Consider the following 12,921-nt stretch of genomic DNA (forward strand, 5'->3'; position numbering starts at 1 on the left):
ATGGCCGCAGCCTGCGTTAACTACACCACAAAAAACGCAAAGTGCCCAGCAAAGCATATCGCCTAAACAACAAGATACGTTACTAAATACGGCAAAGCAGCAATTTAAACAACACCAATTTGAAGCCGCACTTAGTAGCTATCAACAACTCAAAAACAGCAATCCAGAAAGTGCAAAAAAACTTTATTCATCGTGGCTGATACAGCTTAAAACATGGCTAAATAGCAATTTATTACTCAGCGAATCATTTCTCAATGCGCTATTAAATAACAGCCCTTATAACGTAGAATTACTTAATTTACAGGTTGAGTATTTAATAAATAGTGAGCAAACACAAAACGCCATTATTGCTTTATTTGAGCTGAATTCATTACTACCTGCTGATCAGCAAAACAACGTAAATACACGCTTAAATACGCTCACTCAAAACGAATTACACACATTAACTGAGCAACAAAATTGGCAAGCTATTATTGAGCAAACACAAATTTGGCTTGATTATAAAAGCGATAACGCGCAGTTTTTATATCCGCTTGCGTACGCCTACTTTCAGCAAGGCGATTTAATTAGTGCACAAGCAACCCTTGATCGAATGCCAAACCAGCACAATCTAAAAAGCCAAGTGCAAACACTGCAAGCTATGATCAATAAAGCACAATCGCAAGACGACTTCGTTGCCTTAACGCCTTACGGCGCGCATTACTTAATAAACACCGAAATAAATAATAATCTATCGACCGAATTAATGATTGATACAGGCGCAAGCGTAACCTCACTACCTACAAGTATAATTGAGCAAATTTCACCACAGCCTTTATATTTAGGCGATGTAACGGTAAATACAGCGAATGGTCAAATTGTTGTAAAGCGTTATCAAATTGAATCGTTTAAAGTGGGCTCGCAAATTATTTATGGTTTTGAAGTGTTGAGCATTGAAAACACACGCGGACAAGGTTTGCTAGGGATGAATTTTTTATCGCGATTTAAATTTAATATAAATCAACAAACAGATGAGTTAAAGTTGAGTGCTAAATAAACAAAAATAAAAAAGGAAGTTTATGCGTACCATTCTATTTTCACTACTTTTTTTCTGGCAATTTAGCGCTCATGCAACAAGTTACTTTTTAAAAGATACACGTTGTGAGGCTATTTCACCCGAAATAGAAATAAACCTTAGTACCACACTTAGAGATTTAGATAATCATCAAAGAAAAAGACAAAACCTTAGACAAAAAGCTCTTAATAAGTATAGCGAACAGTACAATCAACTGCATGAGCAACTATATGTAGAGGAACGTTTTACTTCGCAAAGCACCCATTCTGCTGAACCCCCTACAATAAGCAGATCCAAAAAAAAATTACACTACCTTGTAAAGCTAACCCCCTCAAGAAACTGCAATCAGCAAGTCGCTATGACTAGCGAGCTATTTATTTCAGGAATGCACAAGCGCAGTTTATCAAATACCATTGAGGGAAATGCAATTGAAGTCACTTTAGACATAAACAGTTCCCCTAAGTTTACTCAATTTAAAAACCCTCTCATCACCCCAACTAACTTTTTTGGACTTCAACTTGGCAATAGCTATGAGCAGGTATTAGCGTCTCTCGGACTTGCCAGTTTATCGCTAAGCGATAAAAATAATGCAATACTTGTATATGGAAGAAATCATGCTTTTCACTTTAAAAACGATGTATTTATAGGTTATCAGTTCCATGAAACGCTGCTACCTATGGTGATAAATAATGAGCTTTCTCTGGCAAATGAAAAACTACAAATAAGCACCGGAAAAGATCAGGCTATTTCGTTAAATACTGATTTAACCCAACCAACACTCAATAAATTAAAAAACAGTTTTGATGAAGTGGAAACCGCATCTTATAAAGTATCCATTAAAAAATCAGAGCAAAGAGTCGTTGGTATATCGCACGGTGAACTAGTTGAACATATAGAGAGCACCACTCAATGCTATAACGGCACAATGTTGGCCGATGAATACTTAAAAACTCATAAAAATAGTAAAACGCTTAAAGTGGTTAATGAAGATCATGACAATATAATCATTACTCCTTGTTATGAGTTTATATATGAAGTCAACGGCTACATTTCTAAATTAAAACTTGTGGAGCCCTTTTCAACCGCTAAAATTAAGCTCGCCGCATTAGCTGGCTATATTAATCAAAGTACACAGTGGAGTTTATCAGGCGTAAAATACAACGACCCTGTTGCAAGCCTTGCTAAGTTGGGCAATTACGATGAGTTTTTTGACTCAGCAGAATTTACTTCTCAACACTGGGATGGTTATTTTTATATTTATGACGGAAAGCTTTTAAGTGCAGAGCTTACAAGTAACGACTATTAATTTTCCTCTTTGAATTTTCTGTTAGAAAAGGACAAACATGTTATTAAACTATTTTTTACAGCAACTTGCGGACAACCCAAAAAGCATTCAATTTACCGATACAATGGCGGTGATTGAAGCAAATTACGACTTTACTGCATGTGGCTTTAATAACCATGGATTACTTAGCGCTGCGAGTGAGAACAACGGCTCATGTAAAATTTTTGCGTTTGCTAAATTAAACGATTTAAGTAAACAAAATACGTTAGATTGCTTTGGTAAGTTTTACCGAGAAGACGTGCTGCAAAACCCAAAAGGCGATGATCACCTAAATATTCGCACTTTTATGTTAGCACCAGAGGCAACACCTTTTTTAGGTATTACCTTTGAAGGCGAGCCATTAAAAGAAAAATAGCCAGCAAAAATTAAAGTGGCTTTTCCATAAAGTAACGCGTACCTGAGCGTGGGTAATTATTAAGTTGATACTTAACACTATAACCGCGCTTTTCGTAAAAAGGTTTTGCTTGAAAATCAAGTGTATCAAGCTGAGCAGTTGTTACTCCTAGCTCAATAGCAGCTTGCTCAAGTGCCGTTAGCAATTTATCTGCAAGCCCTTTACCTCGTGCACTATCGCTACACCAAAGCCAACTAATCATCAGCCAATTTCCAAACACACACCCACTAATACCGGCAACAAGCTCGCCTTGCTCATCAGTAAATTTATAGCCTAATGGCACTCTTTGCGCATCAAAATGCTGGGCGTTAAATTCAACCATTTGTGCGCGAAGCGCTGAGTTTAACGCATCGGTATTATCTACTTTTAATTGATACATTTATCGCCCTTAAAAAGCAGATACTAGCAAATTAGCTCAATCAATAAAGATTATTTTTACCGTAAGGTACTTCAAGCATATTGCTACCGGTTTTTTCTGGCTGACCGCACATTTCGTCGTAAGCGCTTGTTTGGCGCAGTACCATTTCGGCATACGCTATTTTGTCAAAACGCTTTTGAACATGCAGTGGGCTTAGCGCTCTTAAAAACTCACCGCTGTCTTCTGTTACATAGTATTCAACGTTATTAATCATTACTGATACTTGATAAAGCGCCATATCTAACGAGTGAACAATGACTTTTTGTAGCGGCTCGTGCTTTTTTAACTGTGAAAATTTAATACCCATAATTTTTGCCTTAATTAAATTTAACAGTATCGATACGCAGCTTTGCTATAATCGCGATCAAATTTTTATTAGCCGCTGGCATCACACGTTATGAGCACAAAAATCCGACTCGCTAAATATATTGCCCATGCAGGTATTTGTTCTCGTAAACAGGCATCGCGTTTAATTGATGAAGGTGTTGTGACTGTAAATAATCGCCCAGCGAATCATATAGATCACGTTGATGAGCAAGACATTGTAATAGTGAATGAAAAAGAAATTAAAGGTGCTGCCGATTTAGTTTATTTTGCGTACCACAAACCAGTAGGTATTGACTGCAAATTAAATATTGATGACCCAGCCAGCCTTATTCACCATTTGCCCACACTCACCCGCGTTTACCCTATTGGTCGATTAGATAAAGACTCTCGCGGTTTGCTTATTTTGACCAACGATGGGGATTTTTGTAATCAACTAATACATCCTGACTTCCACCAGCCTAAACATTATTTAGTCACCGTAAATAAGCCTTTAGACGATGCTTTTTGTAAAAAAATGGCAGCAGGCGTACCCGTTGATAAACACATAACCCTGCCTTGTGAAGTAAATAAAATAGCCAGCAATCAGTTTAGTATTGTTTTAAAACAAGGGCTAAACAGACAAATACGTAAAATGGCGCATTACTGCGGATATAAAGTAATTGATTTATTTAGAGTGCAATTTAGTGACCTCACCCTTTCAAAACTAAACCTACCTGAAAACCAATATATACAAATTAATAAAAACGATATTTCAAAAATCTAATACCAAGTCACTTAATTACATCTCAAAAAGTTAAAAATAAACTTGCAATTACAGATTACAGGTGTAGTCTTTAATTAAAGATTACATTTGTAGGCAATAGCATGATTGAGTTATCAAAAGCAGAGTTTGACGTGCTCGACGTACTTTGGATTAACTACCCCGCCACCGCGAGCCAAATAATTGAGCGCTTAAGCGACGATAAGCAATGGCACGAAAAAACCATTAAAACCCTACTAGGTCGACTAGTAAAAAAAGGCGCACTTACATTTGAAAAAGAAGGTCGTCAGTATATTTATATGCCGTGTATGGAGCGCGCCGACTACACCTTAAAAGAAAGCCAAAACTTTATTGAGCGCTTTTTTAGTGGACGTATTGCGCCACTTGTAAGCGGCTTTGCTAAATCGGAGCAGCTTTCTCAGCAAGATATAAACGAGCTTAAAAAAGTTATAGATGACTGGGAAAAAAACCAAAAGTAAGGGATTAACATGGTTATTCAAACTAGTTTTAATTGGTTGATTGAGCAGCAATTACTATTAAGCATTTTGTTTTGTGGATTTATTTTACTCGAGCGATTTGGTTTAAAAGCCCTTGGCTCGCGGTTTGTATATAAATTAGCATGGCTATTACCTGCAGCATTGGTTATTGCTAATTTACCAAATGCGATTAAACCACTGCAAAATAGCAATATTAGCCATTACTTAATCACCCCTAACCAGCCTTTTACACATGAAATGGGTATTAGCTGGGCGCTCATGTATGTACTTATTACCGCAGGGTTATTAATAGCTAGCTTTATTACGCATACCCGTTTTGTTAAAAGCCTGCAGTTAACTGAGTTAACCCAATTTGAAGGCACTCTTGCCACTAGTGTTAAAACCTACACCAGTCAATATGTGGCAACGCCAATGGTGGTGAGTATTTTAAACAGCAAGCTGGTGTTACCGAGTAACTACAATACCCAGTTTGATAAAGCCACATTAGCGCTTATTTTAGAGCACGAAAACGTACACATAAAACGCAAAGACAACCTAACAAACGCACTTATATTACTACCTACTATTTTACTTTGGTTTAACCCACTAGCTTGGTTTTGTTACGCAAGCATGCGCCGACTACAAGAGCTGACTTGTGATGAACGGGTACTTAGCAATAAAACCACACAACAACATATTTTATATAGCAAAGCCTTAATAAACTGCGCGGCAAATGCGCCCACAGGACTTATGGCTTATTCACACTACGGAGATAAAAAAACCATGTTACAACGACTTACTAATATAAAACACAACGGGGAGCGTTCAAAGTTTGCTAAAGGTGGCTTATTACTTGTAGCCGCAAGCATGCTAAGTGGCTTAGCAATTGCAAAGCAACCAGAAGCAATGACTAAAGAGGATCACATTTCACCAACAATACGCATTGAACCTGCTTACCCAATACAAGCAGCTCAACAAGGGATCAGCGGCTCTGTTGTATTAAAATACGATATTGCAGCAAACGGTAAAACAAAAAACAAAAAACATTAGTGTTATTCAATCTAAACCTAAAGATGTTTTTGATAAATCAGCGAAAGAGGCGCTAGCAAAATGGAAATATAAAGCATCAGATTCAGGTTTTGAAGATGTACTTGTGCAACTAGATTTTGCGATTAATAGTGAAGTGGCGCCTACCGATTTAATAGAGCGAATTAAAGTATCGCATTAACACCTCGAGTTGTTCAAGACTACAAAGCAAGCGCCCTTTTAGGCTGCTTGCTTTGTGGTTTTACGCTATAAAGTTACAAACTCACCACAATCATGGCAATGGCTGTACCCAAACCAATAAACCACACTAATGAGCGAATTATATCTAGGTTCATATAGTAAAATACGCAATACAAAATACGCGACACAATATGCGTAACAGCTAGCATTTCGGTTACTGCACCTACAGAGTTAGTGCCCAGTACAACTGCAATAGCGACAGCAAAAACAGCGAGCGATTCAAAACAGTTTTGATGAGCAGCGAGCGCCCGTGCACCAAAGCCGGTTAATTTTTTTTGTTGCGCCCTTGGATGTTTATTGTCGTATCGACCTAATTTTGCCATTGCTATAGCAACCGGCACTTTTGCAAAGTAAGGCATTAATACCGCAAGTAATGCACATACAACTAATGTTGTCATAATTTATCCTTTTGATGTTTCGGATAATTTAGCATAAGCGCAATAAAAAAGCCGCCAGATACGTTTTATGACAAACGCTGGCGGCTAACAATAACATCAGGCTTACTATAGCTAAATATATCCTCAAACCCATGCGACATAATGTCGCAGATGATGAATATTCAACATCATAGTTAATGCATCGCTTTACTTCACAAAGCTTGTTAACTTTACTGCCTTACATTTTAACGATGACGACCATGACCTGGATATTTTTCACTTTTTTAGCCGCCTTTATGCAAGCATGGCGTAATGCCTTGCAAAGTAAATTAAGTAACGATGTGAGTGTGGCTGGCGTAACCCTCTCTCGCTTTATTATTGCAGGCCCTATTGCTGCCGTGTATTTATATGGCCTTTATCAATATCAAAATACAGCCATGCCTACGTTTAATAATGCCTTTTGGAGATTTATTGTAGGCGCAAGTGTGATGCAAATACTTGCCACTGGTTTAATGGTTAAGTTATTTAAAATGAATAATTACGCCGTAGGTGCTGGTCTTGCCAAAAGCGAGGCGTTAGTGGCTGCTATTTTAGGTGTATTATTTTTTGGCTCGGCACTTTCTTTACTCGGTTGGCTTGGTGTGTTTTTTGGCGCTATTGCCGTATTGCTACTCAGCGGCATAACAAGCGTTAAACACTTTAATGCTAAAACGGCATTACTAGGACTTGCTTGTGGTACTTGCTTTGCACTTACATCACTGTGGGTACGTGAAGCGAGCTTAAACTCAGGATTATTATTCCCACACTCAGCCGCTTGGGTTTTGCTGTTTGTAATTAGCTTACAAACGCTAATACTACTGGGCTATTTATTACTAAAAGAGCCAAAAACGCTCAGTAAACTGTGGCAATACAAAGGCACTACAGCCGCTATTAGTGTTTTTAGTTGTGTCGGCTCTATTGGCTGGTTTAGTGCAATGAGCTTACAGCACGTTGCTTACGTTAAAACACTTGGACAGGTTGAAGTATTTTTTACCATGCTAATTGCCGTACTTTGGTTAAAGCAGCCACTTAAAAAACAAGATACTGCAGGCTTAATACTCATAGCCATTGCCGCTGTTTTAGTCATGTTGCCAAGTTAAAAGCATAAAAAAGCGCAGGCTTTTATACCTGCGCTATTCATAATTAAGCGTTTATTCAAATTACCAATTAAGAGCTTATTTTAAGTGTTATCACACCGCTAATAATCATTAATACTCCCGCAATACGACCAAACGTAGCTGCATCGTTATAAAACAATATACCGACTAAAAACGTACCTGCAGCGCCAATACCTGTCCACACGGCGTATGAGGTGCCCATTGATATTTGCCTTTGAGCAAGCCACAACATAAAGCCACTAGCGACTAAAAATGCCACCGCTATTGCGATGCCTTGCCAGCGAGTATCTGAGTTTTGTGAGATTTTTAAACCTATCGGCCAGCCAATTTCAAGTAAACCGGCAATAACCAAATAAATCCACGCCATTAAACATCTCTCTTTTTCAATATAACTTCATATAAATCTTCGCGGCGATCTTTTAAGTTACGCACTGTACCTTCGCTATGAAGGATTTTAAGCTTATCCATATCAAGGTCACTAAATAACAGCATTTCTGTATTAGGTGTTGCTTCGTTAAGTGTTGCATCGTGCGGGAACGAAAAGTCCGATGGTGTTAACACAGCCGATTGTGAGTACTGCACATCAAGGCTTTCTACTTGTGGTAAGTTACCTACCGAGCCTGCAATAACCACATAACATTCGTTTTCTATTGCACGCGCTTGTGCACAATGGCGCACACGTAAGTAGCTGTTTTTAGTGTCGGTCCAAAATGGGACAAACAAAATATCTAACCCTTGTTTTGCTAATATGCGTGAAAGCTCAGGAAACTCTACGTCATAACAAATTTGAATACCTACACGCCCAGCATCGGTTTCAAATACAGCAATTTTGTCGCCGCCTTGAATAACCCAATCGTTTTGTTCATGCGGGGTAATATGTATTTTACGTTGCTCGTCTATTTTACCGCTGCGGTGGCATAAATAACTCACGTTATAAATTTTATCGTCTTCGGCAAGCGGCATAGAGCCGGTAATAATATTGGCGTTGTATTCTATTGCCATACGCGACATCGCGTTTTTAAACGTTTCGGTATATTCCGCTAAATAACGAATCGCTTCAGTTTGGTTGCTTTGATTTCCTAAGCCCATTAATGGCGCGTTAAAAAATTCAGGGAATAGTATAAAGTCACTTTTGTAGTCAGATACGGTATCTACAAAGTATTCAACCTGCTTTAGCATTTCTTCAACCGATTCAACACAACGCATTTGCCATTGCACAGCACCTACGCGCACAATTGATTTAGTTGACTCGAGTACCGTGTCGGTTGGTTCATACATAATGTTATTCCACTCAAGCAAAGTGGCGTAACCAACTGACTCTTGATCCTCCGGTAGGTACTTTTTAAGTAAACGCTTTACCTGAAAATCGTTAGATAACTGAAAGCTTAAAATAGGATCGTATAGCTCTCTCTGATCTACTTTTGCAATGTATTCCATTGGCGTCATTTCACTACTGTGATTGTAATAACGTGGAATACGACCACCCGCTAAAATAGCGCGTAGGTTATATTGGCGGCACAGTTCTTTACGGGCATCATAAAGGCGACGACCTAAGCGCATGCCTCTGTGAGTTTCGCTAATGGCAACATCTAAGCCATATAGCGCATCGCCATCGGTATCGCTAAATACACGGTCGTGACCATCTGCAATGTCTTCGTACGTATGCGGGTTTGAAAAACGTGTGTAATCAACTTGTACACTTAATGCTAAGCCCACCAGCACACCGTCATCTACAATACCTATTTGCCCTTCAGGAAATTGGTCTATTAATCTAAAAATGGTATGACTTGGCCACGCACCACCTAAGTCGGGATACGCTTGATCCATCAAGGTTTTAATTTGCGGATATTGCTCTCTGGTTAAGTTACAAATTTCAAGATGGGTTTTTTCTGCCGACATACACAACTCCTTTAGGCATAAGAAAATAAAAGCCGAATGTATGCTCGATTAAATCAAGAATACACTCAGCTTTGTATCATGTTTTTTACTTTAGATGTACTACTTTAAACTGCGATAAAAAAGTGTGGTTACTTTCTCTTTTGGTAACCAGCCTGCGTATTCAAGACCAAGTTCTGCCAATGGATCGGCTTTAAGTACTTGCTCTAAGCTTGCATTATTTTGCATTGCTTTTAGCATTACGTCTTTCGCGTTTTGAACTAGCTTACCATACGCTATAAGTCCTGAACGGTCACTTACCTTACCGTGTCCTGGTATTACTTTAGTGTTGTCGTCAATTTGTTTAACTACATCGTCTACTGCCGCTAAAATACCATCAACGCTACCGCCGCTATCTACATCAACAAACGGTAAGCTGCCAAAATTAAAGTAAATGTCGCCCATATGCACTATGTTGTCGTTACTAAAAAAGATAACGGAGTCGCCATCGGTGTGTGCATGTTCGTAATGCACTACATGGGCGTGTTCGTTATTAAAATGTAGTTTTAAATCGTGACCAAAACTAATGCGCGGTAAAAAGTCTGACCCTTCGCCGTGCTGCTCTTCTAAACGTTTGTGTACATTATCGTGCGCTATAACGTGCGCACCCGCTTTAGCAAAGTTCTCGTTGCCACCGGTATGGTCGCCATGATGATGCGTATTAATAACAAACTCTGCACTGCCTGGTTTTAAATCGCTAATCGTTTTTTTTATGTCGTCTGATAACTTGGCAAACTGATCATCAATAATATAAATGCCATCATCACCTACACTCGCTGCAATATTACCGCCTTGCCCAAATAGTACGTATACATGCTCACTTAGCTTTTGTGCTGTTACTGGACCTTCATCTGCTTGCGCTGCTGTACTTAGTAATAAACCTGTTATTAATGCGGGTAGTATTTTTTTCATTTTTGTTCTCTGTTGTATGAAGTAATTAATATAGAACGTTTTTATCACTATTTAAGCTCACTCACTTATCACTTAAACGTTATTTAATAGGACTTATGACTATTTGATGCATAAGTGTTTGCGGCAATAAAGGTGTATGTTTACCCTCTACGTAATCACTAAACCCCGCTCTATAAAATTCAGAAAGAGGATGCCCCGATTGCCCACCGGGAATAGCTAAAATCGCATGTTCTAAATGCCCTGGTTGCGCAATAAAACGCTGTGATGCACCAAAACTACGCCCTTGTACTGCGGGCATATAACTATCACCAAAGCCCGCTGCTGTGGGCATATTTAATAACTTAGCAAGTAACGGCATTTGCTTTGCAAACGGATGCTCTATCACTAACTCATTTACCTTGCCCCACTGCCAGCTTTGAAGGTTATTACCAAATTGTTCTGTAAGTTTAGTGATAGTTTGGCTAAACGCACCGTGTAATTGTGCATCCCAGCTTTTAAATTGTGGGTTTATCCACGTGTCGGGTTTGTTGTTAATAAGCTGCCACACTGCGGGCTCTAAATCTCGTTTTACGTATTTAAGTGTGCCTTGTTGTTTATTTAATTGGCTTTCAATATTACTAAATAAAATATTAATCACTTCATCGCGGTAGCGCTTAACTAAGGTATACCCTATGGAGGTTGAACACGCACATTGCTGCCAATTTTCGAGCGCTGTTATATATTGCTGATTTTTGGTTTGATCTGTTTTTAATTGCTTTAATAGCAAAGCATGCCAAGGCATTAAAAAGCGAGCTTGATTATCGAGCTGTAGTGCGTAAAAGTCGCTCTCTGCAAATGTTTGTTTTTCAAATAATCTATCGCGAATTTGGCTCGAACGTGCACCGAGTGCATAGCCACCATTGCCAAAACGGGCGTTATCTTCAGCCGATACCACGCGAGAATTACCAGTCCATAATCGACCGTTTTGTGGGTTTTTAATAAAGGGACGTTCTAATTCATTTTGCTGCCAAAGCGCTGAGTAGTCACCGGCATTTACACCAAGTTCGCTAGGCGTTTTGCGAGCCGGTATACCGCCCATATTTTTCCACGCTGCGCTACCAAGACTGTCTACCACCATTAGGTTTTGCACAGGTATTCCTACATCGCTTGCTACAGCAAGTGCATCATCTACTGTTTCGGCTTGCTCTAACTTTAATAGTTGCATATTAACGGCGTAAGGCTGATGTGCAGCCCAGCTCAATGCATAAGGTTTTTCGTTAATGTATTTTACAGGGCCATATTCGCTGAGTATTAATGAATAGTTTTCGATCTCCCCATCGGGTAATGCAATAGGTTCATCTACTTGCCATGTTTTACTATCATCGTTTAATGCAATCCAATCGGCTGTATCTAAATAGCCGTTAGTAAACCCCCATGCAATATCATTGTTAGTGCCAACAACAATTGCCGGCGCTCCGGGTAGCGATACACCGGTTACCTGAGCAGGTTTTCCATTTTGTGTATAATTTAGCTGAGCTCTGTACCAAATTACAGGCACTGCCATCGATAAATGCATATCATCCGACACCATACCAGCGCCTGTTTTAGTAAGCGTTCCTGTAACTGCCCAGTTATTACTGCCGCGCTCTTGGTTTGCTTCAATACTTTTAACTGTATGCTCTGTTTGAGTGGGCAAAGTAGGTATGCCGCCGTTATAAGTTGCTAATTTACTACCATCAAGTGCGGCTTGGTACTTACTTGGTTGCGTTAAAAAATCAACCATTTGCTTTGTGTACGCTTGCTCAATTTGAATAAGTGCTTGGTCGCGCTCAAATGTGGCGCTTTGTAAATCAAGGTACATGCTAAATATCACAAGTAGGCTGTCTTCACTTTGCCATGGCTTTTGTGGTGCACCGGTTAGTAAATATTCAAAGCTTGAATACCCTACTTGCGCTAAGCCTTCGTTTACACCTTGAGCGTAACTTTTAAGTAATTGCTTATCGGTCTCAGGTAAGGTTTGTAAAATAATTTGGCTGCGTTTACGTAATTGATGAAAACGCATCTTTTTATCGAGCCCCAACGCGGCTTCGCCAAATAACTCACTTAGCTCGCCTGCGGCATTACGTCTTAGTAAATCCATTTGAAAAAATCGGTCTTGCCCATGCGCATAACCTAAACCATAGGCTGCATCGTTTCGGCTATTTGCATTTATCACTGCTTGCCCAAGTGCATCGCGCGAAATTTTTACAGGCTCTACTACCGCGTTACTACGTCCGTTTCCATCAAGGGCAGGTAAACTTAAACTAAGCACACCATAAACAACGGCGGTACTTGCCAGCCCTAAAATCACAATTAATAATAACAAGCGTTTGATTACTTTAAACATCAACCTTTCCTTTGCACGTTTTGACCAAGCGTTAAGGACATATAATAACCACAGTTTTATTAAATAATAATGTTCTTGCTCGCAAAGGGTGAAATAAACATCAAAATCCACGAT

The 12,921-nt window shown here is 39.2% G+C and carries 13 protein-coding genes and 1 pseudogene; 7 read left to right on the forward strand and 7 right to left on the reverse strand.

From position 1 onward, the window contains the following. The 3 genes from CXF89_RS00120 to CXF89_RS00130 form a co-directional block, all read left to right on the forward strand. Positions 1–1,036, forward strand: a 1,036-nt coding sequence (locus CXF89_RS00120; RefSeq protein ID WP_121953448.1) for a retroviral-like aspartic protease family protein, incomplete at its 5' end; no start/stop codon positions are given. 22 nt (positions 1,037–1,058) lie between these two features. After that, a complete protein-coding gene (locus CXF89_RS00125) occupies positions 1,059–2,360 on the forward strand; it encodes a hypothetical protein (RefSeq protein WP_121953449.1) in 1,302 nt (433 codons plus the stop codon). 37 nt (positions 2,361–2,397) lie between these two features. Continuing rightward, positions 2,398–2,754, forward strand: coding sequence for a HopJ type III effector protein (locus CXF89_RS00130; protein ID WP_121953450.1), 357 nt, complete (start codon positions 2,398–2,400; stop codon positions 2,752–2,754). 10 nt (positions 2,755–2,764) lie between these two features. Here CXF89_RS00130 and CXF89_RS00135 read toward each other — a convergent pair whose 3' ends face one another. Further along, positions 2,765–3,172 (reverse strand): GNAT family N-acetyltransferase, encoded by a 408-nt coding sequence (locus tag CXF89_RS00135; RefSeq protein ID WP_121953451.1) that lies wholly within the window; start codon positions 3,170–3,172, stop codon positions 2,765–2,767. A gap of 40 nt (positions 3,173–3,212) precedes the next feature. Next, entirely contained in the window at positions 3,213–3,518 is a 306-nt protein-coding gene (locus tag CXF89_RS00140) for a DUF6482 family protein (protein WP_024589642.1), read from the reverse strand. Between the two features lie 90 nt (positions 3,519–3,608). On the opposite strand from CXF89_RS00140, the gene CXF89_RS00145 reads away from it, so the two are divergent. From CXF89_RS00145 to CXF89_RS00155, 3 genes and pseudogenes are all read left to right on the forward strand, one after another. Beyond that, the gene (locus CXF89_RS00145; RefSeq protein ID WP_024589641.1) at positions 3,609–4,301 is read left to right on the forward strand and encodes a pseudouridine synthase; all 693 of its coding nucleotides are present in this window, start codon (positions 3,609–3,611) and stop codon (positions 4,299–4,301) included. 101 nt (positions 4,302–4,402) lie between these two features. Beyond that, entirely contained in the window at positions 4,403–4,777 is a 375-nt protein-coding gene (locus CXF89_RS00150) for a BlaI/MecI/CopY family transcriptional regulator (RefSeq protein ID WP_121953452.1), read from the forward strand. 9 nt (positions 4,778–4,786) lie between these two features. Continuing rightward, positions 4,787–6,002 (forward strand): annotated as a pseudogene (locus CXF89_RS00155) (TonB family protein). Between the two features lie 73 nt (positions 6,003–6,075). On the opposite strand, the gene CXF89_RS00160 reads toward CXF89_RS00155, so the two are convergent. After that, a complete protein-coding gene (locus tag CXF89_RS00160) occupies positions 6,076–6,459 on the reverse strand; it encodes an MAPEG family protein (RefSeq protein WP_010554555.1) in 384 nt (127 codons plus the stop codon). Positions 6,460–6,698: 239 nt separating this feature from the next. Here CXF89_RS00160 and CXF89_RS00165 point away from each other — a divergent pair, with 239 nt between their 5' ends. Further along, positions 6,699–7,577: a DMT family transporter gene (locus tag CXF89_RS00165; RefSeq protein WP_180961363.1), complete on the forward strand. Its 879-nt coding sequence runs from the start codon at positions 6,699–6,701 to the stop codon at positions 7,575–7,577. A 67-nt stretch (positions 7,578–7,644) separates the two neighbouring features. On the opposite strand, the gene CXF89_RS00170 is transcribed toward CXF89_RS00165, so the two are convergent. The 4 genes from CXF89_RS00170 to CXF89_RS00185 all read right to left on the reverse strand — a co-directional run bounded on the left by CXF89_RS00170 (position 7,645) and on the right by CXF89_RS00185 (position 12,807). Continuing rightward, positions 7,645–7,962 (reverse strand): DMT family transporter, encoded by a 318-nt coding sequence (locus tag CXF89_RS00170; protein WP_007580521.1) that lies wholly within the window; start codon positions 7,960–7,962, stop codon positions 7,645–7,647. Further along, positions 7,962–9,494, reverse strand: coding sequence for a bifunctional GNAT family N-acetyltransferase/carbon-nitrogen hydrolase family protein (locus tag CXF89_RS00175; RefSeq protein WP_010554553.1), 1,533 nt, complete (start codon positions 9,492–9,494; stop codon positions 7,962–7,964). Before CXF89_RS00175 ends, CXF89_RS00170 begins: the two co-directional genes overlap by 1 nt. Positions 9,495–9,593: 99 nt before the next feature. After that, complete coding sequence (locus tag CXF89_RS00180; protein ID WP_121953454.1) at positions 9,594–10,442, reverse strand: MBL fold metallo-hydrolase; 849 nt, start codon at positions 10,440–10,442, stop codon at positions 9,594–9,596. Between the two features lie 79 nt (positions 10,443–10,521). Next, complete coding sequence (locus tag CXF89_RS00185; protein ID WP_121953455.1) at positions 10,522–12,807, reverse strand: penicillin acylase family protein; 2,286 nt, start codon at positions 12,805–12,807, stop codon at positions 10,522–10,524. Positions 12,808–12,921: the final 114 nt, after the last annotated feature.

This window comes from Pseudoalteromonas sp. MelDa3, from assembly GCF_002863625.1.
GTDB lineage: Bacteria > Pseudomonadota > Gammaproteobacteria > Enterobacterales > Alteromonadaceae > Pseudoalteromonas > Pseudoalteromonas arctica.